A 25080-nucleotide genomic window follows, 5' to 3' on the forward strand; every position below is an offset into this window, starting at 1 on the left:
CCCTCTCTCCGGCTTGAATCCGTGGGCCGCCGCAATGGGCCATCCATGGCCCAGTGCGGCTAACCCGGCGTCCTGCCGGGTTACCCACGGATTCCAGCCTGCGTTCGGCCAGCGTGGTTTAACGGGGCGCCCAGGATCAAAAGCAGATCAAGATCAAAAGCCACGGCCAGATCAAGAGCGGCTCGCTTCGCATCGTGGTTACGGTTGGGTGCTACGGTGGTGTGTAGATACGTATGCTATCGGGGGGAAGTGTCCTCCCACATCTGATTATTTCCTTGCTGCAATCATCGCCAGAAATCCCGGCATCGCCGCCAGCCTGTCCGCCTCGACCTTTTGCGCATTGGGCATCTCGTTCAATCGCCCCAGCAACGCCTTCGCTTGCGGCAACTGCGCCAGCAGGTCCAGTCCGAACAGCTTTTCGCCTACCCCACAGGCCAGATTCAAGCTGTACATGAAATACAGATCGGCAATCGTGAAGTGCTCTCCCGCCACATAGGGCGCGAATTTACCGTGCCGGCCTAACGTACCGACCCCCAGCAACAATTCAGCGCGGGATTTTTCCTTGATCGCCTCCGGCACCGTCATGCCAAAAAAGGCTTCGGCGAAGCACGCCCGTGCCGGCAATTCGATATACAGCTCGATTTCCCGGCACAACGCCAGCACCTGGGCACGCTGGAACGGGTCGGCTGGCAGCAGCGCAGGCCCTTCCTGTGTCTGCTCAAGGTATTCGAGGATCACGCTGGTTTCGTTGATGAAGCCTTGCTCGACACCCAGCACGGGCACTTTGCCTCGCGGGCTCACCGCCAGGGCTTCAGGCGTTTGTCCTGCGTAAAAAGGCACCTCCTCGAAAGGCAGCCCTTTCTCCAGCAGCGCCAGCTTGACCATGTTGTAGTAGTTACTGACCGAAAATCCATAAAGCTTGAGCATCGCAAAGCCTCCAGGCCGGGTGCGGGGTTGGCTGCAAGCGTTATAGACGCTAAGGCTGGGACTGGCCAGCAGCATCAGCGGCCTGAATGGCGTTAGACTGGCGCCCTTTCCTTGAGGAGCCTGCCATGAGCGAGCCGACCGATATCGACAATGACGAAGAAGAATTCACCGAAAGCACGCTGATCCAGGCCATCGAGAACCAGATCGAAAGCGACAACCCGCCGGCGGCCAAGGCCACGTTCAACAAGCTGACGCTGGTCGGTTATGAGCGAGAAGAGATCCTGAATCTCATGGCCCACGTGCTGGCTTTCGAGATCGACGCGATGCTGGAAGAGGACCGCGCCTTTGATACCCAATGGTATGAAACCGCGCTGCGGGCACTGCCCGAGCTGCCGCCTGAAAAGGAATAATCCGGCCGCGCTGCAACACGCTGGACAGTTCGGCAAAGTGCGTTCACCTTATGGCCTGCTAGCCTCTAATAAATTTTAGAAAGTCTGGAGTCCTTATGTCGTATACCCCTGAGTTGGTTGCCGAACTGGAAATCCTTGTACTCTTCCCCCTGGACAGCACCAAGGAGGGTCTGAAAGTCCATCAGACCGCCGCTCCCACTGCCGTTGCCGCTGCCAGGCGCCTCCATGCCAAAGGGCTTATCGACCAACCGGACGGAGGCTACCTGACCAGCCTTGGCCGGGACGCCGCCGAGCAAGCCCAGACCTTGCTGACTATCTTGACCACCGCCTCCACCAAAGAAGCCGCCTGACCCCTGATCCCCGCCCATGGAGTCCGCCCTCTGCGGATTCCACGGGCGTTGCTGCGCAGCTCACAAAATTCTGCAGCCAACGTCCATTTCCTCTAAAACTCCTACGCGACTGTCTGTAAACTCCTACACGGCCGCCCACGTCGGGCCCTGCGAGCCACCGAGTTCGACATGACCCGCACCCATGAAATCCGCCCCGACCTGGACGAAGGCATCGACCGCAAGGTGCTGGCCCAATTGCGCGCGCGTTTCATGGCCCTCAACGAAGGGCGTATGGCCCGGGCGATCGAAGGGCTGACGCCGCGCCAGCAGAGCGTGCTGACCCTGTTGCCACTGTTTTTTCACGTCAACCATCCGCTGCTGCCCGGCTATGTATCAGGCAGTACGCCAGCAGGCCTGTCGAATTTCGAACCCGACACCCAGGCCCTGACCGAAGCCCAGCGCCTGACCCGCTCGTTCTCCTACAAAGCCCGTCGCGGCAACCCGCCAACGCCCATTCACGGCCTGTTCCTGATGGGCAGCCTGGGCACGCTGGCCCAGGCGGATCAAAGCGATATGGACGTGTGGGTATGCCACGCGCCCGACTTGAGTGACAACGAGCTGGTCGAGCTGCGCAAGAAGTGCCAACTGCTGGAAGCCTGGGCCCAGACCATGGGCGCCGAGGCGCACTTCTTCCTGATTGAACCGACACGCTTTGTGCTGGGTGAACGGGACACGCAACTGAGCTCCGACGATTGCGGGACCACTCAGCACTACCTGCTGCTGGATGAGTTCTACCGCACCGCAATCTGGCTGGCCGGGCGCACGCCGATCTGGTGGCTGGTGCCGGTGTATGAAGAAAGCCGCTACGCCGAGTTCACCCACGCGCTGCTCACCAAACGTTTCATCCGCGCCGACGAAACCCTGGATCTCGGCCATCTGGCGCACATCCCTCCAGGGGAGTTCATCGGTGCCGGGCTGTGGCAATTGTTCAAGGGCATCGAATCGCCCTATAAATCGGTGCTCAAGCTGCTGCTGACCGAGGTCTATGCCAGCGAGCACCCCAACGTGCAGTGCCTGAGCCTGCGCTTCAAGCGCGCGGTGTTTGCCAATCAGATGGACCTGGATGAGCTGGACCCTTACATCGTGGTCTACCGCCGCATCGAGGAATACCTCAAGGCCCGCAATGAACCGGAGCGCCTGGAACTGGTACGGCGCAGCCTGTACCTGAAGGTCAACCGCAAGCTCAGCGCCGGCCAGCGCATTGCCAGTTGGCAACGACTGCTGCTGGAACGCCTGGCCCATGAATGGGACTGGGACCAGCGCCAACTGGCCCTGCTGGACAGCCGCAGCCAATGGAAAGTGCGTCAGGTCGCCTCCGAGCGCCGCGCCCTGGTCAACGAGCTGAACTACAGTTATCGTTTCCTCACCCAGTTCGCCCGCACGGAACAGACCGTCAGCCCGATCAACCGGCGCGACCTCAATGTACTGGGCCGGCGCTTGTACGCAGCCTTTGAACGCAAGGCCGGCAAGGTCGAGTTCATCAACCCCGGCATTGCCCCGGACCTGGCCGAAGACACCTTGACCCTGGTGCACTCACCCAACCGCAAGGAGCCGGGGCAGCACCATTGGGGCCTGTATAACGGCAACCTCACCGCACTGGAATGGGAGCATTTCGCGCCCATCAAGCGCAGCCGCGACCTGCTGGAAATGCTTACCTGGTGCCATCGCAACGGGGTGATCGACAGCAGTACGCGCCTGGCGCTGCACCCGGGCGCCAGCGACATGACCGAGTTCGAGCTGTTCAACCTGCTGGGCAGCCTGCAGCAGACTATCGCCCTGCCCATGGCCAGCGTCGATGAAACCCGCCTGTTACGCTCGGCGGTGCCCGAAGAAGTGCTGTTGCTGATCAACGTCGGCGTCGACCCGCTCAAGCATCACCGCGACCTGAATATTCTGATGACCACCGAGCGTACCGACTCGCTGAGTTATGCCGGCGTGCGTGAGAACCTGGTACTGACCCTGGACCAGGTCACGCTCAATAGCTGGAACGAGGTGATGGTCAGCCGCTACGACGGGCCCCATGCGCTGCTCGACTGCCTGCGCGACTACCTCAACCAACTGCCGTCGGATCATTTGCCACGGTTGCGCGTGCGTTGCTTCTGTCACAACCGAGCGCAGTTCATTGCCCAGCGTGTGGAAGAGGTATTCGACACCGCGCAGAACCTGCTGCTCGGCCAGGGCAATCACCGCTACCTGCTCCAGGTGCAGCAGCACTATCACGTCATGGAGTTGATCCCCGGCCAAGCCACCCATGTACCGCTGCCGACCCAGGACGCATTGATCGCCTACCTCAGCGAAGAGCTGGCCAGTTACAGCCCCTGGCACCTGGACGCCATGGCCCTGGAAGATCACGACCTGGCGCTGCTGCTGCCCATGGGTGCGGCCGGTTGCATACAGGTGTTCTACCGGGTCCATGAAGAATTTGCCGAACTGTATGTGCTCGACGAGTTCAATGCACTCTGGCAGCAGCGTTTGCCGTTCCATGATGAGCAAAGCCTGCTGGCACCGCTGCAGCGTTTTCTGCTCTCGATCATCTATCGCCGCGAAGCACTATCGGCTCTGGACACCCAACAGCCGTTGGGCGAAGTGCAGATCGCGTATTACCAACTGCTGCCGTCGGGCAATGCCCGCGCTCGTCTCGTTGAGCCAAGGCCGGCTCCGCAAAACCGCGCCAACCAGCCGTTCTATGACGTGCAGGCGATTATCGCCAGGGCGGCGCCCGGGCAGGTGGGTATCACGCTGTACTGCAATCAGCGGGAATTTTCCGAATTGGAGTTTGGCGACCAGCTGTTTGCGGTAGTCGCCCGGGAAATCGTCGGGCAGCGCCGGGAAACCGAGCGTTACCGTTGCTACATCACCGATCTGGATCTATCGGGCCTGCTTGGCGACGTGCAAAGCCCGAGCAATCTGTACCTGCGCTACAAGGCGGAGCTTGAGCTCGCGCTCAATCAGGCGCTGAAGCAGATTTAAAGCGCAAAGGCGCCGCCATCCTTGGGCTGGCCTTCGACACTCAGCAACTCAAGCTTGAGGGTCTTGCCGCCCGGTGCGGGCCAGTCAATATGCTGGCCCACTTGCAGACCGAGCAACGCGCTGCCCACCGGTGCCAGGATCGAGATCTTGCCTTCATCGGCGTTCGCGTCTTTCGGGTAAACCAGGGTCAGGTGGTAATCCTTGCCGCTGCCTTGCTCACGGCAATGCACGCTGGAGTTCATGGTCACGACACCCGCAGGCACCTCATCGTGGCCAACCACTTCTTCGGCGCGGTCGAGTTCGTGTTGCAACGCTTCGACACCGGGAAACTCGTCGCCCAGGCGGTCGATCAGTTGCTCCAGACGCTGCACGTCAAGACGGGTGAGAATGATGGACGGTGCGGTGGTCATGATTCAGGCAGACTCCTTTTTTCTGCACAAAAAAGCAAAACCCCGCCAGGAAAAGGCGGGGTTCTCACGGGCCTCGATGAGTTGAGGCGTACCCGGACACTACCACAGCGTCACAAATAAACAAGACGACTTCAGGCCTGGGCTCGGCGCTGCTCGGCCTCGGCACAGATCACCCGGCGCCGCTCATCGTCGGCGGAGCGCCATTCGCGGATGTCTTCCACATGGCGGAAACAGCCGAGGCAGACTTTCTGCTCGTCCAGGCGACATAAACTGATACAAGGTGACGGCACCGCCGGGCTGACATTGCTGAACAGCGGCTTGGGCGGGCGCGTGGGTGCGGACTGGCTCACGGTCAAATCTCGTCGAAATCCAGCTCGGCGCCGGATTGTTCCAGAACCAGACGCGCCAGCATCTCGCTGAGCAGCTCATCGCTGCTATCGCATTGCCAATTGTTGTCTTCTTCGTTGTAGTCGAAGTGAAAACCACCGGAACGTGCCGCCAGCCACAACTGCCGCAACGGTTCCTGACGGCTGAAGATCAACTGAGTGCCGTTTTCGAACTTGACCGTCAGCACGCCGGCCGAGTTTTCCAGGTCCACGTCCAAACCGCTGTCGTCGAAAATATCTTCCAGCGCCTGCTGGGTCGCATCCACCAGGTCGTGAAAACGGGCTTCGGTCAAACTCATTGTGGCAACCTCGAAAGTGTCTGGTTTTGCTCAAGCGCCGCACGATACGGACGCGCCCCGCCGATTGCAAAGGATACCGATTTCATCATAGATGGCGGTATGAAATATCCTCAACCAACGTAGCCCGCTTCCCGACTATCTCGGCAAACCCCCGCCGGACGGGTATTCCAGCGCATAGGCAAGCTGGCGGGTGGTCGGTATACTCGGGCGCAATTAATGCATATTCAAGGATTTCGCCATGAAGCGCCTGATCTCTTCCCTTGCTGCGCTCGTCGCGGTTGCTTGCCTTGTCAGTGCCTGTGGTCAGAAAGGACCGCTGTACCTGCCTGACGACAGCAAAGACCCGAACGAACAGGCGCAGTCGTCGCAAAAGCCGTCCAAAGCGCACAAGCACGACACTTACTAAGGGATCCCCATGGACGCTTTTAACTACCGGGACGGCGAGCTGTTCGCGGAAGGCGTGGCGCTGTCCGCGATTGCCCAGCGCTTCGGTACCCCGACCTATGTGTATTCGCGCGCCCATATCGAAGCGCAATACCGCTCGTTCACCGACTCGCTCGAAGGCGTGCCGCATCTGGTGTGCTACGCGGTCAAAGCCAACTCCAACCTGGGCGTGCTCAATGTCCTGGCGCGCCTTGGCGCCGGTTTCGACATTGTGTCCCGTGGCGAGCTGGAACGGGTATTGGCCGCTGGCGGCCAGGCCGACAAGATCGTGTTCTCCGGCGTCGGCAAGAGCCGCGAAGACATGCGTCGCGCCCTGGAAGTGGGCGTGCATTGCTTCAACATCGAGTCCACCGACGAACTGGAGCGCCTGCAGGTCGTGGCCGCCGAGATGGGCGTTCGCGCGCCGATCTCCCTGCGCGTCAACCCGGACGTCGACGCCGGCACTCACCCGTACATTTCCACCGGTCTCAAAGAGAACAAGTTCGGCATCGCCATCGCCGACGCCGAAGACGTGTACATCCGCGCCGCGCAATTGCCGAACCTGGACGTGCTGGGCGTCGACTGCCATATCGGCTCGCAACTGACCACCCTGCCGCCGTTCCTGGATGCACTCGACCGCCTGCTGGCGCTGATCGACCGCCTGGGCGACTGCGGCATCTACCTGCATCACATCGATCTCGGTGGCGGTGTGGGCGTGCGTTATCGCGATGAAGAGCCGCCGCTGATTGCCGACTACATCAAGGCCGTGCGCGAGCGTATCGAAGGGCGCGACCTGACGCTGATGTTCGAGCCGGGCCGCTATATCGTCGCCAACGCCGGTGTACTGCTGACCCAGGTCGAGTACCTCAAGCACACCGAGCACAAGGACTTCGCCATCGTCGACGCGGCGATGAACGACCTGATCCGCCCGGCGCTGTACCAGGCCTGGATGAACGTCACGGCAGTGGCGCCGCGCCACAGCCAGGCGCGTGCGTACGACATTGTCGGCCCGATCTGTGAGACCGGCGACTTCCTGGCCAAGGATCGTCAGCTGGCCCTGGAGGAAGGCGACCTGCTGGCCGTGCATTCGGCCGGTGCCTATGGGTTTGTCATGAGTTCCAACTACAACACTCGCGGCCGCGCCGCCGAGGTGCTGGTGGACGGTGATCAAGCGTTTGAAGTGCGTCGCCGCGAGACGGTAGCCGAGTTGTATGCTGGCGAAAGCCCGCTGCCGGAGTAAGCCATGCTGCTGCGTTTTACCAAGATGCACGGACTGGGCAATGACTTCATGGTTCTCGACCTGGTCAGCCAGCACGCACACATCCTGCCCAAGCACGCCAAACAATGGGGCGACCGCCATACCGGTATCGGCTTCGACCAACTGCTGCTGGTGGAAGCGCCGACCAACCCGGAGGTGGATTTCCGTTATCGGATCTTCAACTCCGACGGCTCCGAAGTGGAACAATGCGGCAACGGTGCGCGCTGCTTCGCGCGCTTTGTGCTGGACAAGCGTTTGACCGCCAAGCGCCAGATTCGCGTCGAAACCAAGGGCGGCGTGATCGAACTGGATGTGCGCAGTGACGGCCAGATCAGCGTCAACATGGGCGCGCCACGCCTGGTGCCGGCGGACATTCCGTTCCAGGCGCCCGAGCAGGCCCTCAGTTATGCGCTGGACGTGGACGGCAACACGGTCGATATCGCGGCTGTGTCCATGGGCAACCCCCATGCGGTGCTGCGCGTCAACGACATCAACAATGCACCCGTGCACGAACTGGGGCCGAAGATCGAACATCACCCGCGCTTTACAGCGCGAGTCAACGTGGGCTTCCTGCAGGTGATCGACCGTTCCCGCGCGCAATTGCGTGTGTGGGAACGCGGCGCCGGCGAAACCCAGGCCTGCGGCACTGGCGCCTGCGCCGCTGCCGTGGCCGCGATCAGCCAGGGGTGGATGGATTCGCCGCTGCTGATCGACCTGCCGGGTGGACGCTTGTCCATCGAATGGGCAGGCCCTGGCCACCCGGTGATGATGACCGGGCCGGCCACGCGTGTATACGAAGGACAGGTCCGTCTATGAGTGAGCCAAGCCAATGACCGATAAGCCTCAAGTACCCGCCCCCGTCACCTCGAGTGAAAGCCTGGAGGCCGCTGCGGTTGCGGCGTACCTTGAGGCTCATCCGGACTTCTTCGTCGAGCACGAAGAATTGCTCCCGGCCTTGCGCATCCCTCACCAACGCGGCGATACCGTGTCGTTGGTGGAGCGGCAGATGAAGATCCTGCGCGAGCGCAATATCGAAATGCGCCACCGCCTTTCGCACCTGATGGACGTCGCTCGCGACAACGATCGCCTGTTCGAAAAGACCCGTCGCCTGATCCTGACCCTGATGGACGCCGCCAGCCTGGAAGAAACAGTGATGGCGGTGGAAGACAGCCTGCGCCAGGACTTCCAGGTGCCATTTGTCAGCCTCATCCTGTTCAGCGATAACCCAATGCCGGTAGGTCGCTGGGTCAGCGGTGGCGAAGCACAGACCGCTATCGGCGGCCTGCTTTCGGAAGGCAAGACCATCAGCGGTACGCTGCGCGAGCATGAACTGGATTTCCTGTTCGGCGCCGAACAGCGCAAACAGATCGGCTCTACCGCCGTGGTTGCCCTCAGCCACCAAGGCCTGCACGGCGTACTGGCCATCGCCAGCCGTGATCCGGCGCACTATAAAAGCTCGGTGGGCACCCTGTTCCTGACCTATATCGCCGAAGTGCTGGGCCGCGTCCTGCCGCGTTTCACCACTGCCCTGCGCGCGGTGCGCTAGCCATGGAACGGCAACTGGACGCTTACTGCGCTCACCTGCGCAACGAGCGCCAGGTGTCGCCTCATACCCTGCAAGCGTACCGGCGGGACTTGAACAAGGTCCTGGCCTATTGCGAAAAACAGCAGGTTGCCAGCTGGAAAGCCCTGGATATCCAGGGCCTGCGCAGCCTGGTCGCACGGCTGCACCAGCAAGGCCAGTCCTCGCGCAGCCTGTCGCGCCTGCTGTCAGCGGTGCGCGGCCTCTATCACTACCTCAACCGCGAGGGCCTGTGCGACCACGACCCGGCCAACGGCCTGTCGCCGCCCAAAGGCGAGCGACGCCTGCCCAAGACCCTGGACACCGACCGCGCCCTGCAACTGCTGGATGGCGCGATCGAGGATGACTTCCTTGCCCATCGCGACCAGGCGATCCTCGAACTGTTCTACTCCTCGGGCCTGCGCCTGTCGGAGCTGACCGGCCTGAACCTTGAGCAACTGGACCTGGCCGATGGGCTGGTGCAGGTGCTGGGTAAAGGCAGCAAGACGCGCGTGCTGCCCGTCGGCAGGAAGGCTCGCGAAGCCCTGCAGCTGTGGCTGCCGTTACGGGCGCTGGCCAATCCGAAAGACGACGCGGTATTCATCAGCCAACAAGGCCGACGCCTGGGGCCACGGGCCATTCAGCTGCGCGTGAAGGCCGCCGGCGAGCGCGAACTGGGGCAAAACCTGCACCCGCATATGCTCAGGCACTCTTTTGCCAGCCATATGCTGGAGTCATCCCAGGACCTGCGCGCGGTCCAGGAGCTGCTCGGCCACGCCGATATCAAGACCACGCAAATCTACACCCACCTCGACTTCCAGCACCTGGCAACGGTGTACGACAGCGCCCATCCACGGGCCAAACGCATCAAGGGCGGCGACTCATGAGCATCAAGCTGATCACCTTCGACCTGGACGACACGCTCTGGGACAACGTACCCGTCATCATCAGCGCCGAAGCGTCAATGCGCGAATGGTTGGCGGTCAATGCATCCAGGGTCGGCGACCTGCCCCTGGAGCATTTCGCCAGCCTGCGCCAACAGGTGCTGGAACGTCATCCTGAGCTCAAACACCGCATCAGCGTCCTGCGCCATCGCGTATTGCTGCATGCGTTCGAAGAGGCCGGCTATCCGCAGCCCGAAGCGACAGAGATGGCCGATGTGTGTTTTGAGGCGTTCATTCATGCGCGGCACCAGCTCACGGTCTTCCCCGAAGCCGAACCGATGCTCAAAGCGCTACGCCAGCACTTCCTCCTGGGGGTGATCACCAACGGCAATGCCGACGTACAACGTGTAGGCCTGGCGGACTACTTCCACTTTGCCCTGCGCGCTGAAGACATCGGTATCGCCAAGCCGGATGCGCGGTTGTTTGAGGAAGCGTTGCAGCGCGGCGGTGTGGACGCCAGTGCGGCGGTGCATGTGGGCGATCACCCCGGGGATGACATCGCCGGCGCGCAGCAGGCGGGGTTACGGGCGGTGTGGTTTAACCCCAGCGCCAAGGCATGGGAAGCAGATAAGCGCCCTGATGCAGAGATTCGCAGCCTGACGGAGTTGCCGGCGTTGCTGCGCAGTTGGCAGTAACACTGGAGATCCAAATGTGGGAGGGGGCTTGCCCCCGATTGCGCTGGATCAGCTAATACATCTGGTGGCTGACACACCGCTATCGGGGGCAAGCCCCCTCCCACATTGGGATCACCACAAGGGCTTGAACAAATCACCAGGCATGAAAAAACCCGCAGCGACGGCGGGCTTCTTCTTACAAGCAGTCAGCTGACCTCAGATGGGGCGGCTGCCGTACTTGTTATCCGGCTTCTTCGGTGGATCCGCAACCACATTGGGCTCGACCTCGACCACTTTGCCGCCTTTGGCGAGGAATTCTTCCATCGCTCGGGCCAGGGCATCGCGCTCTTTGTTCTTGGCCTCAACGCTGGGCAGCTCGTCTACCGAAACAGCAGCCTTGGCCTTGCCTTTGGCCTTGGGAGCGGCATCGTCGGCAGCACTGTCCTCGAGGTCTTCAGCAACGTCATCAGCCGCCACTTCAAGACTGTCTTCAGTGTCCTCTTCGTCACCTACTTCAAGGTCGTCGTTTTCCAGATCATCGTCGCTCATGTTCTACCTCATGACTTGCGAAAAGCAGATTAGTTATAGCCCAGCTTTACCCTCTGTCGAGGCCGCCGGAAAAAAATCAACATCCACTGGATCACCAGTGGCTTATGCCCCTTCACCGTGCAAGGTGGCGAGGACTTTACGAGCACCGCCATGATCACGGTGCTCGCCCAGATAAACACCTTGCCAGGTCCCCATCGCCAAGCGGCCGGCCTTCACCGGCAAACTCAGCTGGCAGCCCAGGAGACTGGCCTTGAAGTGCGCCGGCAGATCATCCGGGCCTTCGTCGTTGTGTTCGAAGCCTGCCTCGCCTTGCGGCACCAGCAGGTTGAAAAAACGTTCGAAGTCGCGGCGAACCGCCGGATCGGCATTCTCGTTGACCGTCAACGAGGCCGAGGTGTGCTGCAGCCACAGATGCAACAGACCCACGCGGCAGGCCTTCAATTCAGGCAGGCCGGCAAGCAACTCGTCGGTCACCAGGTGAAAGCCCCGGGGCTTGGCCCGCAGCGTAATCAGGGTCTGTTGCCACATACAGTTCTCCGCCCATCGGCGCGCATTCTAGCGCGCTCTGGAAAAAAACAAAGTGCCGAATACGCCCACATGCCTGTAAGACATTCGCACCCTTGAAAGTGCCGTGTGGATCGCACCACAAAGTCGATGGAAAACCCATGCAACTTATAGTCAAAGACAAACGCCAGGCAAAAAAATGCCCGGCAAGCCGGGCATCTTTTTTTCGCGTAATTACAAGTTGTAACCGCGCTCGTTGTGTTGCGCCAGGTCGAGGCCGACCGCCTCTTCCTCTTCAGTGACCCGCAGGCCCATGACCATGTCCAGTACCTTGAGAATGACGTAGGTGACAATCGCCGTGTAGATCACGGTGAAGCCGACCCCTTTGCACTGGATCCAGACCTGTGCAGCGATGTCGGTGGTAGCGGCATTGAAGCCACCCATCGATGGAGCCGCGAACACGCCGGTCAGGATCGCGCCGAGGATACCGCCGATACCGTGCACGCCGAAGGCGTCCAGGGAATCGTCGTATCCCAGCTTGCGTTTGAGCGTAGTGGCGCAGAAGAAGCACACCACACCCGCTGCCAGGCCGATGACCAAAGCGCCCATCGGGCCCACGGTGCCGGCAGCTGGAGTGATTGCGACCAGGCCGGCCACTACGCCCGAGGCGATGCCCAGTGCGCTTGGCTTACCGTGGGTGATCCACTCGGCGAACATCCAGCCCAGCGCAGCGGCGGCAGTGGCGATCTGGGTGACCAGCATCGCCATACCGGCCGTGCCGTTGGCCGCGGCAGCGGAACCGGCGTTGAAGCCGAACCAGCCGATCCACAGCATGGCCGCGCCGATCAAGGTGTAACCCAGGTTGTGCGGTGCCATCGGGGTGGTCGGGAAGCCTTTGCGCTTGCCGAGCACGATGCACGCCACCAGGCCAGCCACACCGGCGTTGATGTGCACCACGGTGCCACCGGCGAAATCCAGCACACCCCAGTCCCACATCAGGCCGCCGTTGCCGCTCCAGACCATGTGCGCAATCGGCGCATAGACCAGGGTGAACCAGATGGCCATGAAGATCAGCATCGCGGAAAACTTCATGCGCTCGGCGAATGCACCGACGATCAGCGCCGGAGTGATGATGGCAAACGTCATCTGGAAGGTGATGAACACCGCTTCCGGGAACAGCGCCGCAGGCCCGGTGATGCTGGCCGGAGTGACGCCCGCCAGGAATGCCTTGCCCATGCCGCCGAAGAAGGAGTTGAAGTTGACGACGCCCTGTTCCATACCGGTGGTATCGAACGCAATGCTGTAGCCGTAGACAACCCACAGGATGCTGATCAGGCCAGTGATGGCGAAGCACTGCATCATCACCGACAGGATATTTTTGGAGCGGACCATACCGCCGTAGAACAGCGCCAGGCCAGGGATGGTCATGAACAGCACCAGTGCGGTGGCGGTCAGCATCCAGGCGGTATCGCCGGAATTGAGGACTGGAGCCGCCACTTCGTCCGCCGCCATGGCAAGGCTTGGCATTACGATGGACAACAGGGCTCCGAGCCCTGCGAATTTACGCAGAGTCATAGTGTTTTTCTCCTGGGGCGTTGGGGTTTGGCGGCTTAGATTGCGTCGGTATCGGTTTCGCCGGTACGAATGCGGATAGCCTGTTCCAGATTGACCACGAAGATCTTGCCGTCACCGATCTTGCCGGTGTTGGCGGCCTTGGTTATCGCCTCGATAACCCGGTCAAGATCCTTGTCGTCAATGGCGACATCAATCTTCACCTTCGGCAGGAAATCGACCACGTATTCCGCACCGCGATACAGCTCGGTATGACCCTTCTGCCGACCGAAGCCCTTGACCTCAGTAACGGTAATGCCCTGCACGCCGATCTCGGACAGTGACTCGCGTACGTCGTCCAACTTGAACGGCTTGATGATGGCAGTGACTAGCTTCATGAAAACTCTCTCCCGAATTGGTGGACTTGCCCCAGGAAAACAAACCCGTCTCAAGTCTAAGCGCAGTGCCTGGCTTTGTAACGCATCGTCGCCTGCGTATTACCGTGGCGACGCCAGCGAACCACTGGTGACGAAACCTGTACCCCTGATCCGTCGGCGCACTGCATTCGTCACAGCGACTGCATCAGTGCATGGGTCATGATCGTCTAAGCAGAAACCTTGCCAGCTCCGTAAAAATCACTGAAATCAGTCCGTTGCCCACTTATGCCCACCTGCGGGGCGCTCCGGCGACGGCGATGCGCATCAAAACAGTGCGCGACCGCCCATCCCTATGCGCGAAAAGCGTGCGTGCCGGGCCATGAAAAGACTATAGACGCTGCGTGATACACTGCCGGCCAACTGTTTTCCGGAATATTTCCCATGCTCGCGCCCAAAGACTTCCTCGACGCCCTGAGCGGCCACGCCTCTCGCCTGTTCAGCGGCGACACCCCGCTGCCCCGCAACGAAATCGAAAGCCAGTTCAAGGCCCTGCTGCAAAGTGGCTTCAGCAAGCTCGATCTGGTTAGCCGTGAAGAATTCGACAGCCAGATGGTGGTGTTGGCCCGCACGCGTGCACGGCTTGAGAGCCTGGAAGCGAAGGTAGCGGAACTGGAAGCGCGGCTGACGCCCCCATCGGCCGAATAAACCCGATGAGTGTGGGAGGCAAGCCCTGATGCCGCCCCCTGTAGGAGCGAGCTTGCTCGCGAAGAACTCATAGGCACCGCGTTCATTCAGGAAGCACGCGTTATCGTTGACGTTTTTCGCGAGCAAGCTCGCTCCTACAAAAAGCCTTGGCATCAGGGCTTGCCCCCTCCCTCACTTCGTTGTCTGGATACGTTCTGTAAAACCTCCCCGCCATCCTTATTCCCACCTCGTCTACCCTTGAATAATCCGCAGGAAGCGGCCCCCCATTCAAGGATCGAGCATGTCCCTCGCCATCGTTCACAGCCGCGCCCAGGTCGGCGTCGAAGCCCCCGCCGTCACTGTTGAAGTGCATATGGCCAATGGGTTGCCGTCACTGACGCTGGTGGGCTTGCCGGAAGCTGCGGTGAAGGAAAGCAAGGACCGCGTGCGCAGCGCCATTCTCAACTCGGCCCTGCAGTACCCGGCGCGGCGCATCACGCTCAACGTCTAAAGGTCATCAATGAGGGGTATGGACACGGTTTTGAGCCCGCACTCAGGGGCCGTAGCATCTTAGGTATGGACGTCAATGGCTGCGGCGACGTCCACGCTGATTTCTGTAATATTGAGATAGCCAATCTCACTAGCTCGCTGCGTAGGCAGGCGCGTCAACACATCCTTCAGGTAGGCATAGCCGGGCACGCCTGCTCCAAGTGGCTACTTCGATCTTGATATACCAGTGAGCTGCTATCTCTCGGACGACCTCCAGCGTAGGCTTCAGGTTATGCAGGACGCAATCAGGCACCAAGGAGTTCACATGTACCTCACGATCATGAAGCCACAATCGCTTCAGCAAATCGCTGTATTAGCCCGTGGATTATGGATCGTTGAAGGCCCTGAGGGCTCCGTGCTGGTAATCAAGGCAGGGAAAGAGCTGATCCTGGCGGCTCAGCAAAGGCGTGAACTGAAGCTTTACCTCGCGCCATACAAGGCAGACGAAACGACGGGGCTTACGCTTCTCACAGCCTGCTTTGATGACCCACAAAGCCCGCTATTGATCAAAACCCCACTCATCCCTGGTGACCCTCTCACCGAGGCACTGCAGAGCTTCCCTGACGAGTTCAGTGTGTGCTTTTTCGACGAGCACAACCGTGAGCTGTTCAGTTGTAAGGCCCAGGCGAAGCTTGGTCAGCTCCGCAAGGAGCTCGGTACACTCAGCCCCATTGGAGCAGATCACTGGCCCAAGATGTATGAGCAGGCGGACAGATGGTTCAGCCTCACGACCTATGCGGACGACGCTCGTGCCATAACGGTGTTCCTACAAGAGGATCTGTTCCCTTCGGACTATTTGATCACCGACCTTACCCGCCAGGACTTTCGAGGCTCCAAAGGCTTTTCCAATACACAGTTGGAGCGCACTGAGCCGGGTACGTTTCAGGAACTGGATATCATCTATCTGCTCCAGCGGGCATATACCTCCGAGCGGATCATCCATGGCCCCTTGAAGGTCTCCGATGGCGAGGAGCTGGCTGACGTAGTGGTAATGGGCGATGAAGTGACTTTACTGCTGCAGGCGAAGGACAGTCCCAATACCCCAGCGACGTTGAACACAACGCTTGAGAGAAAGCGAAAGAAGGCTACAAGTCAGTTGAAGAACGGTCTTCAGCAACTACGTGGCGCTATTTCAACGATCAAGCGAGAAGGCAATCCAGCCTTGGCGCTTGTGGGCGGCACGCCCTTGGACATTGATCTTGCTGCACGCCCCCTAGTGGGAGTTGTCGTGGTCAGAGAGTTTTTTATCGACAACTACGATGAATACAGCACCATGATTTTGAAGTTCATGGATGAGGTCGGTGTCCGCGTCCTAGCCTTCGATTACAATGAGTTCGAGGTCATGACCCGCCACTGCCCTTCGGAAGATGCACTGCTGTCAGCGTTCTTCCAGATTTCCAAATGCGCTGAGGAAAGGCGGATCTATCCCAGGCTGCGCTTCACGGATCTGCCGCCGCGCTAAATCGAATCGGACAAGTGGAGAGCTTCTTTGCTCGTGCCCCACGACTCCCTTTCTAACCAGGCAGTTCTTTGAGCCAGTAACGCCTGACAGTCGCTTCAGGTAAATCCAGCGCCCGGCTCACCTCCGCCTTCGACATGCCGCTGGCCTTGAGCTCTAGCACAGCTCGGATTCGATCTGGGCTGCTGGGTTTGCCTCGCGTGCGCTTTACCAGCCCTTCACCTGCGTCCCAGTGCTTCTTCAGGCCCTGCAAGCCTCCCAGGGCTATGAAGCCCTCCAAATCCTGCGAAGCCTTCGCCATGACATCGATAGGTGATGACCCATCCTGGAGGGCCTGACACAGCGCGACGAGAGCCACGAGGTCGAAATCTAGGGTGCGCGCGATCTTGCTCAGCTTGACCAAAGAGACCTGCGTTTTCCCTTGCTCCAATCGCGACAGATTGGCTTGGGAACTGATCTCGGCGAGCTCCTCCTGGGCCGATCCTCTAAGGTCGCGCAGAGCTCGGACTATTGCTGCTATCTCGTTCTGCATGCTGAGCGCTCAAAACGAAGAATAGGGCCACAGCGCCACGCGTCGATAAATATCGAAAACTGGTAATAATGGCGGCCATCGTTTATCGTGGGCCTACAGATGACAGCCTCGCCGCGTCCGGGCGACCGGGCCAGGGAATGATCAATTTATTAGAAAGTCGACGTCAGCAGGTTGGGATGAAGCTTCATATACTGTCTGATCTACATTGTGAGTTCGCCGATTTCGTCCCCCCTGTGGTGGACTGTGACGTGGTCGTATTAGCCGGCGACATCCACGTGAAGTCCAGGGGGGCCAGATGGGCCAGCCTGACCTTCAGCACGCCTGTCGTATATGCCATGGGCAATCATGAGCACTACAGCGGGAATATAGATCGAACCCACAGCAAGCTGCTTGACGCTGCTGAGGAGCACGTCCACGTCTTGGAAAATCAGGTTTTAGAGTACGGTGATGTGCAGTTTCTCTGCGCTACGGCTTGGACAAGCCTGGCCGCAACCGGAGACCCAGTAGCTGCTTCTTGGTGTGCTCGTGACTCACTGAATGACTTTCGCGCCATCCGTGTCGGTGAACAGTATCGGCGTTTGCGCCCTGATGACCTGATCGCGAGAAATCGAGAGACGAAGGAGTGGTTAGAGGCTCAGCTGTCGCTGCCATTCAACGGTAAGCGTGTAGTTGTGACTCACCATCCGCCCCTTATGAAGTTCGTGAGTGACCAAGGAGCCGATCCTCACTTGCGAGCAGCCTATGGCAACAATTGGGATGGCCTGATGAATTTTAAGATCGATCTATGGATCTTTGGCCATACCCACGAAGCCGTGGATGAGGTGGTTAACGGCATCCGGTTTGTGAGTAATCCTCGTGGTTATCCCAATGAAGAAACTGGCTTTCGGCCAGACCTAGTTGTCAGTGTATGAAGACTGACAGGGCTGCCGGCGTTTAGCTTTTTTCAGTAAGTGAGTAGGTTTCAAATTCGAACGTGATGGAGAATCCATGAGTTGTCTGAATTCCCAGGACTGGACGGCTGAGGGCGGAATACGACTGCCCAGTCTGGTGTCAGCTAAGTTGGCGATTGCGCAGGCCCATGATTGGGGTGCACTAGTGGACGCGTACCTGGTAGATGCAGCTGAAGTTGGCGATCGTTTCGTTGCGTATGTGTATGGCGATCTTTCAGGGCAACTGGTTGATGGGATGACAATTGTCACACCCCCTAGTGAGGTGATAGCGGAGGTCGAAGGCATGGCGTTATTGCGGACAGTGTCAGGCAACGATCATTACGTCATGGTCAGCCGATTGCCTGCCGCCGCTTGAGTGCCCCCGCGTCGTCGAGGCCGCTGTCTCAGCCTGCTTCATTAGGCCCCACCGTCATCTAATCCATTAATAGTTAATGTGTGTTTAAAGGAAGAAGCATGTCCGAGTTAAAGAAGCTGACATTGACTGTTAAGAACTATGATGTTCAAGCGAGCGGTGATCTAGACGCTCTCTATCGACGTGTTAGATATGAGGATGAGCACGGCGCTACTCTCTATTTCAAAGAGGTTGTGATGCTGAAGTACCTTGTGAAGCATGGTGCTTTGGCGACTGATGTTCCGCGAACTTGGTACTATAAGCATGCCTCAAAGAAATCGATAATTGTTGTCGCTTTTGAGAAGGCTGGTGGGAAAGTTGAGTGCGACTTGGATGATCTGCGAATTATTGCAAGGTCGGCTTTGGTAAAGGGTGTGGTTATTTCGCTAGCAGCGGTTCCAGCTGGGATTATTGCTGCAACGGCAACCTTTGGAGTTGGGCTTGTCATTATTCCTATGTTTTTGTGGTATGGGTACAGGAACGTCTTCAAGCTTCCGAAAATGCTGGGTCGAAAAACGCTGGTGGATGAATTTTCAAAATTTGGCGTTACTCTTCGGTAGCTTGGTTTTTTGGTTGTTGAACTTGATTCTCGTTAGAGTGGCTGGCTGTCTTGCGGACGGTGACCAGCGAAGGAAACTCAGATGAAGACCAGTGCCGTAATCTTTGACGCCTTCGGAACGCTGGTAGAGATACAGCAGCCGACACATCCGTTTCGACAGTTGCTTCGAGAGGGGCGACGCCAAGGCCGCTTGCCTCGCGCTGATGACATCCGAACGATCATGACCCATTGCCTTTCTCTAAGCGAGGCTGCGCTGGCCTTTGGTATCAAGATCTCGCCCTCCCAACTCGCATTTCTTGATCAATGCTTGGAGGAAGAGCTGGCAAGCATTCAGCCTTATCCAGACGCGGTTGAGGCCGTTGGGCTACTGCAAGCTGCAGGGGTGAGACTGGCCGTATGTTCAAACCTGGCAATGGCCTACGGCCCCGTAGTGGAAAGGATTTTCCCGCACCTTGGGGCCTATGGTTTCAGCTATCGCATTGGTGTTATGAAACCGCAAGCCGGCATCTATCAGCACACCTGCGATCTGCTTAATGTCCGGCCAGAAAATGAGCTCAGTGGTCAGAGGCGGATCGTCATGATTGGCGACTCAGAAAGGTGTGATCGGGATGGGCCTGGCCAGGTTGGTATCAAGGGCTACCTGTTGCGCAGGAATGGAGGCGGGGCTTCCAATCTTTCCCATTTTGCACAATCAGTGCTGAGTGATAGGTAGCTGCTAGCAGATCCTCAATTCGATGGTAGGCGTTGCGTCTGAGCTAAAGGGCCGCGCCACGAGGTGGCCCTACCAGGATGCCCCCTGCACAGAGTACGAGGGGCGACCAGACCAGTATCACCAGAGGGTGAAGCATGAATGAGCTTAGGATTGTCGGGCGATGCGTTCGCTCCCCGATCGGCTGCTGGAGTGCTAGGCATCGCTGTTTTCAGACGCGTTACGAGCAGGTCTTCTCAATCGCGCTGGAAGTGTTTGGAAGCCGAAAGAAGGCGCAGCGATGGCTAGTAAGATCTATAGTAGGTGTAGGCCGTCAGACACCCTGCAGGGTGCTGTGCACACCTATGGGATTCACAATTATCCATGACGAGATTATGCGGCTTGATCACGGCATACGTGCCTAATCCCATTTAGCCTGTCGTTGCGTTCTATCGAGTGAGGGCCGCCGCACCAGAGACTGTGCGATTCGTGGTCTTGTGTGCTGAGCCTCACTGCCACATTTTTCCGATCTGGCTTTTCAGACTATCGGGTGGGCAGACTATAAGCCATTGACGAATGGTAACGCCTTGCACATGTAGCAAGCCGAGCCAGGGCAAAGCCCCCTGAACTGCTCCGTCTGTGAGATCAGATGCGTAATTGCATGGACTTGACCACCTGTTGCACTCGACTTGACCAGTTGTTTGCATCGAATTTGACCGGCGCACGGGTACGCCTTGACGGGCAGAAGTCGGCCAAAAGCGTACGTAGCTAATAGGCCACTGCTTTCGGTCAGTGTGCGGTCATGAAAGCAAGTAGCTGGTCGCAGGCACTCCGGTTAAGACCATCAGCGTCCTTCGATTAACTCGCCGAACAACTCCCTAACCTTCACCTTGGCATCTGCCAGCGCGGCTCGGCCTTCATCGGTAATCTCATACATGCGTCGCTCGCGGCGCCCAGTGCGTTCATGGTGCGAGCACAGATAACCCTTCTTCTCCAAACCGTGCAGCATCGGATACAGCGTGCCCGCGCTGAGCTTGTAACCGTGGTGGCTCAGCTCCTCTATGACGGCCAGCCCGAAGATGGGAGCCTCGGCAGCGTGGTGCAGGATATGCAGGCGGATCAACCCGCCGTAGAGGTCTTTGTCGGTCACTCGATGTATCTCACAGTGCAATGCTCAACAGCGCGCCCAGGACACCGCTGCCCAGCACGACCAGCCACGGCGGCAGCTTCCAGAACATCAACGCCACCAGTGCCACGAGGGCCAGGCCAAAGTCTTGCGGGCCATGAATCGCACTCGTCCATACCGGCTGGTAGAGAGCAGCAAGCAGCAGGCCGACCACGGCCGCATTGATGCCCAGCAGTGCTGCCTGCGTACGCAGGTTACGGCGCAGGTGCTTCCAGAATGGCAAGGCCCCCACCACCAGCAGGAAAGACGGCGCAAAGATCGCCAGCAGGCAAATCAGCCCGCCAAGCCAGCCAGTTGGTGCTTGGATCATCGAGGCACCGAGAAATGCTGCAAAGGTGAATAGAGGCCCCGGCACGGCCTGCGCCGCACCATAGCCCGCGAGGAATGCTTCGTTGTCGACCCAGCCTGTTGGTACGACCTCAGCTTGCAACAGCGGCAGCACCACATGCCCGCCACCGAATACCAGCGAGCCGGCGCGGTAGAAGGCATCCATCATCGCAAGTGTCTGGCTCGGGAACACAGCTGTCAGCAACGGCAGCCCAAGCAGCAGGGCAAAGAACAGGGCCAGCCAGAACAAGCCAACGCGACGCCGCACGCTGATCGGTAGTGGATCATGGGCCTCGCCCTGCTGTGGTTTGAATAGCAGCAGGCCGACGATGGCTGCAAGGATGATGACACTCACTTGCCCCCAGGCAGAGGGTACGAGCAGCACGAAGCAGGTCGCCGCTGCCATGATGGAAATACGCGGCGCATCGGGACAAAGATTGCGCGCCATGCCCCAGACAGCCTGGGCGACCACCGCCACGGCCACCACCTTCAGACCGTGCAGCACGCCAGCAGGCATGGCATCACCATAACTGGCGATGCCGAGTGCGAAGAGGATCAAGGCGATTGCGGAGGGCAAGGTGAATCCCATCCACGCGGCTAGTGCCCCGGCGTAGCCGGATCGAGACAACCCGAGCGCAATCCCGACCTGGCTACTGGCTGGCCCCGGTAAGAACTGGCAAAGGGCGACAAGATCCGCATAGCTGCGCTCGCTCAACCATTGTCGACGCACCACGAACTCATCGCGGAAATAGCCCAGGTGTGCGATTGGGCCGCCGAAGGAGGTGAACCCCAAGCGGAGGAAGATCAAAAAAACAGCCCAAGGGCTACGGTCAGTCTTGGTGATTTCAGTCATGGTCAATACCTGATCTCTGACAAGGCTGGATGAAATTATCGATATACGATAGCGTAAATCGATAATTGAGGTCGACCATCATGGAACTCGTTCTGATCGGCTTACGCCGTGCTTCAAGTGGTCAGATCCAATGCAATTGGCTGGTCAAGTCCGATGCAAACAGGTGGTCAAGTGCAATGCAAACGATTGGTCAAGTGAGGTGCAATTCCCAATCAGAGGCGGCTCAGAGTCTCGCTGGTTTAGTGCGTATCCCTGCTGTTCAAAAAAGCCTGATGCAATTGTTGTCAGCAAATGAAATCGAGCGATTCCCTGCTTCGCAGCTATTGCTTCAACGACTCGAAGCATTTCAGCTCCAACCCCTGTCGATCTGTATGCCGGCTCCACGACCAGGGAACGCAGCAATCCATCTGCCCCATGCGTTTCAAACCCTCCCCACCCAACAGTCTCACCATCCCGCGTGAATTCGAAAAAGGTTCGGTTCGGAAGATCCACATCGTCTGATGGAAGGTAAGCAGACTCCAAGGCGTCGCGAAAGCGCTGCCATTGCCCTCCGGCTATTTGCATTGTCTGGATCATCATCTCCGTCTCCACCCTGTCATTCCCTATGCCTTGCTTTGCATGACCGCTATGGCTCAAGCCTGAGCAGCGGTCATCATATTCGCTTTACCGAATATCTGCCAAAGCGTATATTCGATTTTCCATATGCATCGAGTCCAGTCATGACCCCTGCTATCAAAGTTCTTTTCGTGTGCGTTGCCAACTCAGTCCGCTCCCAGCTTGCAGAGGCGTTACTGCGGCACACCGACCCGCGCTTCGAGGCCTTCAGCGCAGGATCCCAACCGTCTGAGATTGATCCGCGCACGATTCAGGCATTGGAGGCAGTTGGAGTCGATGCGACGGGCCTGCGAAGCAAGTCCATCAGCGAGTTTCAAGCTGATCGATTCGATTACGTAATCACTCTTTGCGATAAATCCGCCAGCGAGTGCCTACCAATGCCCAGTGCAGGTGAAGTCATTGCCTGGGACTTTCCTGACCCAGTAACGAGCGATGATCCCGGTGCATTTCGCCACACGCTCCACGACATCCACGAGCGCATCAAGCTCTTCGTTTTGGTCAAGACCAAACACCTGGAGGATCTATGACAGAACCCATGAACCCCACCACGTTATTCAAGTGCTTGGCGGATGACACCCGAGCCAAAATTTCCCTGCTTGTCGTGAGCGAAGGCGAGCTGTGTGTCTGCGAGCTGACGGCGGCACTCGACCTGAACCAGCCGAAGATTTCTCGTCATTTGGCCCTGCTGCGTTCTGCTGGTTTGTTGATGGATCGCCGGCAAGGTCAGTGGGTGTACTACCGCCTGAACCCCGACTTGCCTGCGTGGGTAACTGCGGTTTTGAAAGAAGTCGTAGACGCCAATCAGCATTGGCTGGAAACCGAGGCTAAACGCCTGTGCGGTATGAACGACCGCCCTATCAATCAGGGCGTGTGCAGCTGATTCACGCCCCAACCGGATTACTGAAATGCTGATTGCCGTATTGATCTTTATCGCCACTATCGTGCTCGTCATCTGGCAACCCAAGGGGCTCGGGGTAGGTTGGAGCGCGACGTTGGGTGCCATCGTGGCGCTGCTGGCAGGCGTCGTTACCCTGGCTGACATACCAGAGGTTTGGCGCATTGTCTGGAATGCCACCGGGACGTTTATCGCAGTCATCATCATTAGTCTGCTGCTTGATGAAGCAGGCTTTTTCAAGTGGGCTGCGTTGCATGTAGCGCGGTGGGGTGCTGGAAGCACTCGTAAGTTGTTTGCGTTCATCGTCTTGCTGGGCGCAGCTGTGTCGGCACTGTTCGCCAATGACGGAGCAGCGTTAATCCTCACACCCATTGTGATCGCGATGTTGCTGGCGTTGCGCTTTTCTCCTGCTGCTACGTTGGCATTCGTCATGGCAGCCGGTTTTATCGCCGATACGGCGAGCTTACCGCTGGTGGTTTCCAACCTGGTCAACATCGTTTCTGCCGACTACTTCGATATCGGCTTCAACGAATATGCTTCGATCATGGTGCCGGTAAACATCGTCAGCGTGGCAGCGACATTAGCCATGCTGCTGTGGTTTTTCCGCAAAGATTTACCAAAGACCTATGACCTCGACCAACTGGACAACCCGGACGAGGCAATTCACGACCGCGCTACTTTCGTAGCCGGCTGGTGGGTGCTGGCACTACTCCTGATCGGATTCTTTGTCATTGAGCCGCTGGGTGTGCCAATCAGCGCCATTGCTACGGTCTGCGCATTCGTCCTCTATGTCATCGCGGCTCGTGGTCATGCCATCAACACAAGCAAGGTGCTCAAGGAGGCTCCATGGCAAGTGGTGATTTTTTCCCTGGGTATGTATCTGGTCGTTTATGGCCTTAAGAACGCGGGCCTGACTGATCACATCGCCCAGATTCTGAACGTATTCGCCGGTTATGGCGTCTGGGGGGCATCCCTGGGTACTGGGATGCTAACGGCATTGCTGTCGTCGATCATGAACAACATGCCCACGGTTCTGGTGGGTGCCTTATCCATTCATGCCGCCGAAGTGGATGGCGTCGTTCAGCAAGCGATGGTGTACGCCAATATCATTGGCTGCGACCTAGGCCCGAAGATCACCCCAATTGGCAGTTTGGCCACGCTGTTGTGGCTACATGTGCTGGCCAAGAAGGACATCAAGATCAGTTGGGGTTACTACTTCAAGACTGGGATCGTGCTGACCTTGCCTATCCTCGTCGCCACCTTGTCTGCCCTGGCATTGCGCCTCAGTTTCTGAATCAAGGAATCTTCTGATGAAAGTCTTGTTCATGTGCACCCACAACAGCTGCCGCAGCATTCTGTCCGAGGCGCTTTTCAACCACTTGGCGCCCGAGGGCGTAGAAGCTGTCAGCTCAGGAAGCTTTCCCAGTGGCCGGGTGAATCAAAGGGCACTGCAAACACTGGAGGCGGCGGGTATCTCTACTGCCGGCTTAAGCAGCAAGGCTTCGGACGCTTTTGAAGGCTCGCCGCCAGACATGGTGATCACTGTCTGTGACCGGGCTGCAGGTGAGGCATGCCCAATCTTCTTCGGGCCAGCTTTGAAGGCGCATTGGGGGCTGGCCGACCCGTCTGAGGCTAGCGGGTCGGAAGCCGAGATCACAGCAGCGTTTGAAACCACACTGGCCAAAATTCACGAACGCGTGAGCGCATTTCTTGCGCTGCCACTGAAGACCATCAGCACTGACCAGTTGAAAGCTGAACTGAACCGCATCGGTTCGCTTTAAAGATCAACCGAGGCGGCACCCAACCAGGTGCCGCCGTAG

The 25080-nt window shown here is 58.6% G+C and carries 33 protein-coding genes and 1 pseudogene; 21 read left to right on the forward strand and 13 right to left on the reverse strand.

What is annotated here, in order from left to right:
- Positions 1-267: 267 nt before the first annotated feature.
- Positions 268-927, reverse strand: a complete 660-nt coding sequence (locus BFP93_RS16775; protein WP_065893927.1) for a glutathione S-transferase family protein — start codon at positions 925-927, stop codon at positions 268-270.
- A gap of 125 nt (positions 928-1052) precedes the next feature.
- On the opposite strand from BFP93_RS16775, the gene BFP93_RS16780 reads away from it, so the two are divergent.
- The 3 genes from BFP93_RS16780 to BFP93_RS16790 all read left to right on the forward strand — a co-directional run bounded on the left by BFP93_RS16780 (position 1053) and on the right by BFP93_RS16790 (position 4696).
- On the forward strand, positions 1053-1337 hold the full coding sequence (locus BFP93_RS16780) for a hypothetical protein (RefSeq protein ID WP_065893928.1): 285 nt from the start codon (positions 1053-1055) through the stop codon (positions 1335-1337).
- Between the two features lie 95 nt (positions 1338-1432).
- The gene (locus BFP93_RS16785; RefSeq protein WP_065886976.1) at positions 1433-1687 is read left to right on the forward strand and encodes a TIGR02647 family protein; all 255 of its coding nucleotides are present in this window, start codon (positions 1433-1435) and stop codon (positions 1685-1687) included.
- Between the two features lie 168 nt (positions 1688-1855).
- Positions 1856-4696, forward strand: a complete 2841-nt coding sequence (locus BFP93_RS16790) for a class I adenylate cyclase (protein WP_065893929.1) — start codon at positions 1856-1858, stop codon at positions 4694-4696.
- Here BFP93_RS16790 and rnk read toward each other — a convergent pair.
- The 3 genes from rnk to cyaY all read right to left on the reverse strand — a co-directional run bounded on the left by rnk (position 4693) and on the right by cyaY (position 5791).
- The gene (rnk, locus tag BFP93_RS16795; RefSeq protein WP_065893930.1) at positions 4693-5106 is read right to left on the reverse strand and encodes a nucleoside diphosphate kinase regulator; all 414 of its coding nucleotides are present in this window, start codon (positions 5104-5106) and stop codon (positions 4693-4695) included. The genes BFP93_RS16790 and rnk overlap by 4 nt on opposite strands.
- 131 nt (positions 5107-5237) lie before the next feature.
- Positions 5238-5456, reverse strand: a complete 219-nt coding sequence (locus BFP93_RS16800; protein ID WP_065893991.1) for a DUF1289 domain-containing protein — start codon at positions 5454-5456, stop codon at positions 5238-5240.
- 2 nt (positions 5457-5458) lie between these two features.
- Positions 5459-5791: an iron donor protein CyaY gene (gene cyaY / locus BFP93_RS16805; RefSeq protein ID WP_065886973.1), complete on the reverse strand. Its 333-nt coding sequence runs from the start codon at positions 5789-5791 to the stop codon at positions 5459-5461.
- Positions 5792-6029: 238 nt separating this feature from the next.
- On the opposite strand from cyaY, the gene BFP93_RS27595 reads away from it, so the two are divergent.
- Genes BFP93_RS27595 through BFP93_RS16830 form a run of 6 tightly spaced genes read left to right on the forward strand, consistent with a single transcriptional unit; the run spans position 6030 to position 10612 of the window.
- Positions 6030-6197: an LPS translocon maturation chaperone LptM gene (locus BFP93_RS27595; RefSeq protein ID WP_003195417.1), complete on the forward strand. Its 168-nt coding sequence runs from the start codon at positions 6030-6032 to the stop codon at positions 6195-6197.
- 9 nt (positions 6198-6206) lie between these two features.
- Positions 6207-7454 (forward strand): diaminopimelate decarboxylase, encoded by a 1248-nt coding sequence (lysA, locus tag BFP93_RS16810; protein ID WP_065893931.1) that lies wholly within the window; start codon positions 6207-6209, stop codon positions 7452-7454.
- Between the two features lie 3 nt (positions 7455-7457).
- Positions 7458-8288, forward strand: a complete 831-nt coding sequence (gene dapF / locus BFP93_RS16815; RefSeq protein ID WP_065893932.1) for a diaminopimelate epimerase — start codon at positions 7458-7460, stop codon at positions 8286-8288.
- A 13-nt stretch (positions 8289-8301) separates the two neighbouring features.
- Positions 8302-9018 (forward strand): DUF484 family protein, encoded by a 717-nt coding sequence (locus BFP93_RS16820; RefSeq protein WP_065886971.1) that lies wholly within the window; start codon positions 8302-8304, stop codon positions 9016-9018.
- 2 nt (positions 9019-9020) lie between these two features.
- Complete coding sequence (gene xerC / locus BFP93_RS16825; RefSeq protein WP_065886970.1) at positions 9021-9920, forward strand: tyrosine recombinase XerC; 900 nt, start codon at positions 9021-9023, stop codon at positions 9918-9920.
- Positions 9917-10612, forward strand: a complete 696-nt coding sequence (locus BFP93_RS16830) for an HAD family hydrolase (protein ID WP_065893933.1) — start codon at positions 9917-9919, stop codon at positions 10610-10612. The genes xerC and BFP93_RS16830 overlap by 4 nt, the downstream gene beginning before the upstream one ends.
- Positions 10613-10807: 195 nt before the next feature.
- Here BFP93_RS16830 and sutA read toward each other — a convergent pair whose 3' ends face one another.
- From sutA to glnK, 4 genes are all read right to left on the reverse strand, one after another.
- A complete protein-coding gene (gene sutA, locus BFP93_RS16835; protein WP_065886968.1) occupies positions 10808-11140 on the reverse strand; it encodes a transcriptional regulator SutA in 333 nt (110 codons plus the stop codon).
- 102 nt (positions 11141-11242) lie between these two features.
- A complete protein-coding gene (locus tag BFP93_RS16840; RefSeq protein ID WP_065893934.1) occupies positions 11243-11668 on the reverse strand; it encodes a secondary thiamine-phosphate synthase enzyme YjbQ in 426 nt (141 codons plus the stop codon).
- A 210-nt stretch (positions 11669-11878) separates the two neighbouring features.
- The gene (locus BFP93_RS16845) at positions 11879-13219 is read right to left on the reverse strand and encodes an ammonium transporter (RefSeq protein WP_065886966.1); all 1341 of its coding nucleotides are present in this window, start codon (positions 13217-13219) and stop codon (positions 11879-11881) included.
- Between the two features lie 35 nt (positions 13220-13254).
- Entirely contained in the window at positions 13255-13593 is a 339-nt protein-coding gene (gene glnK, locus BFP93_RS16850; RefSeq protein ID WP_002555808.1) for a P-II family nitrogen regulator, read from the reverse strand.
- 420 nt (positions 13594-14013) lie between these two features.
- Here glnK and BFP93_RS16855 point away from each other — a divergent pair, with 420 nt between their 5' ends.
- A complete protein-coding gene (locus BFP93_RS16855; RefSeq protein WP_003195432.1) occupies positions 14014-14277 on the forward strand; it encodes an accessory factor UbiK family protein in 264 nt (87 codons plus the stop codon).
- 280 nt (positions 14278-14557) lie between these two features.
- Positions 14558-14764: pseudogene (locus BFP93_RS16860) on the forward strand (magnesium chelatase domain-containing protein); the annotation flags it as partial.
- A gap of 62 nt (positions 14765-14826) precedes the next feature.
- On the opposite strand, the gene BFP93_RS29025 reads toward BFP93_RS16860, so the two are convergent.
- Positions 14827-14955, reverse strand: a complete 129-nt coding sequence (locus BFP93_RS29025; RefSeq protein ID WP_218061235.1) for a transposase domain-containing protein — start codon at positions 14953-14955, stop codon at positions 14827-14829.
- A 115-nt stretch (positions 14956-15070) separates the two neighbouring features.
- Here BFP93_RS29025 and BFP93_RS29310 point away from each other — a divergent pair, with 115 nt between their 5' ends.
- A complete protein-coding gene (locus BFP93_RS29310) occupies positions 15071-16267 on the forward strand; it encodes a hypothetical protein (protein WP_235865615.1) in 1197 nt (398 codons plus the stop codon).
- Positions 16268-16319: 52 nt separating this feature from the next.
- Here the strand turns inward: BFP93_RS29310 and BFP93_RS16870 are convergent, their stop codons facing one another.
- Complete coding sequence (locus tag BFP93_RS16870) at positions 16320-16796, reverse strand: helix-turn-helix domain-containing protein (RefSeq protein ID WP_065893936.1); 477 nt, start codon at positions 16794-16796, stop codon at positions 16320-16322.
- A 176-nt stretch (positions 16797-16972) separates the two neighbouring features.
- Between BFP93_RS16870 and BFP93_RS16875 the strand changes: the two genes are divergently transcribed.
- The 5 genes from BFP93_RS16875 (at position 16973) to BFP93_RS29720 (ending at position 19809) form a co-directional block, all read left to right on the forward strand.
- Entirely contained in the window at positions 16973-17707 is a 735-nt protein-coding gene (locus BFP93_RS16875) for a metallophosphoesterase (RefSeq protein WP_032856874.1), read from the forward strand.
- Positions 17708-17783: 76 nt separating this feature from the next.
- Complete coding sequence (locus tag BFP93_RS16880) at positions 17784-18101, forward strand: hypothetical protein (RefSeq protein ID WP_033901845.1); 318 nt, start codon at positions 17784-17786, stop codon at positions 18099-18101.
- Positions 18102-18199: 98 nt separating this feature from the next.
- Positions 18200-18697, forward strand: coding sequence for a hypothetical protein (locus tag BFP93_RS16885; RefSeq protein WP_065893937.1), 498 nt, complete (start codon positions 18200-18202; stop codon positions 18695-18697).
- An 81-nt stretch (positions 18698-18778) separates the two neighbouring features.
- Positions 18779-19408 carry an HAD family hydrolase gene (locus BFP93_RS16890; protein WP_065893938.1) on the forward strand — a complete coding sequence of 210 codons (630 nt, stop codon included), beginning with the start codon at positions 18779-18781 and terminating at the stop codon, positions 19406-19408.
- 134 nt (positions 19409-19542) lie between these two features.
- Positions 19543-19809 (forward strand): antitoxin Xre/MbcA/ParS toxin-binding domain-containing protein, encoded by a 267-nt coding sequence (locus BFP93_RS29720; protein ID WP_074847880.1) that lies wholly within the window; start codon positions 19543-19545, stop codon positions 19807-19809.
- A gap of 419 nt (positions 19810-20228) precedes the next feature.
- Here BFP93_RS29720 and BFP93_RS16895 read toward each other — a convergent pair whose 3' ends face one another.
- The 3 genes from BFP93_RS16895 to BFP93_RS16905 all read right to left on the reverse strand — a co-directional run bounded on the left by BFP93_RS16895 (position 20229) and on the right by BFP93_RS16905 (position 22329).
- Positions 20229-20534: a PadR family transcriptional regulator gene (locus BFP93_RS16895; RefSeq protein ID WP_020192026.1), complete on the reverse strand. Its 306-nt coding sequence runs from the start codon at positions 20532-20534 to the stop codon at positions 20229-20231.
- A gap of 10 nt (positions 20535-20544) precedes the next feature.
- Positions 20545-21750: a chromate efflux transporter gene (chrA, locus tag BFP93_RS16900; protein WP_065893939.1), complete on the reverse strand. Its 1206-nt coding sequence runs from the start codon at positions 21748-21750 to the stop codon at positions 20545-20547.
- 144 nt (positions 21751-21894) lie between these two features.
- Complete coding sequence (locus tag BFP93_RS16905) at positions 21895-22329, reverse strand: GNAT family N-acetyltransferase (RefSeq protein WP_065893940.1); 435 nt, start codon at positions 22327-22329, stop codon at positions 21895-21897.
- 140 nt (positions 22330-22469) lie between these two features.
- Between BFP93_RS16905 and BFP93_RS16910 the strand changes: the two genes are divergently transcribed.
- From BFP93_RS16910 to BFP93_RS16925, 4 genes are read left to right on the forward strand one after another with little or no spacing between them, the layout of a single operon-like run.
- Positions 22470-22892, forward strand: a complete 423-nt coding sequence (locus BFP93_RS16910) for an arsenate reductase ArsC (RefSeq protein WP_065893941.1) — start codon at positions 22470-22472, stop codon at positions 22890-22892.
- The gene (locus BFP93_RS16915) at positions 22889-23245 is read left to right on the forward strand and encodes a metalloregulator ArsR/SmtB family transcription factor (protein ID WP_065893942.1); all 357 of its coding nucleotides are present in this window, start codon (positions 22889-22891) and stop codon (positions 23243-23245) included. The genes BFP93_RS16910 and BFP93_RS16915 overlap by 4 nt, the downstream gene beginning before the upstream one ends.
- Before the next feature lie 25 nt (positions 23246-23270).
- Positions 23271-24554: an arsenic transporter gene (locus tag BFP93_RS16920; RefSeq protein ID WP_020192021.1), complete on the forward strand. Its 1284-nt coding sequence runs from the start codon at positions 23271-23273 to the stop codon at positions 24552-24554.
- A gap of 16 nt (positions 24555-24570) precedes the next feature.
- A complete protein-coding gene (locus tag BFP93_RS16925) occupies positions 24571-25041 on the forward strand; it encodes an arsenate reductase ArsC (RefSeq protein WP_065893943.1) in 471 nt (156 codons plus the stop codon).
- Positions 25042-25080 lie beyond the last annotated feature (39 nt).

The organism is Pseudomonas sp. 44 R 15 (genome assembly GCF_900004965.1).
Lineage (GTDB): Bacteria > Pseudomonadota > Gammaproteobacteria > Pseudomonadales > Pseudomonadaceae > Aquipseudomonas > Aquipseudomonas orientalis_A.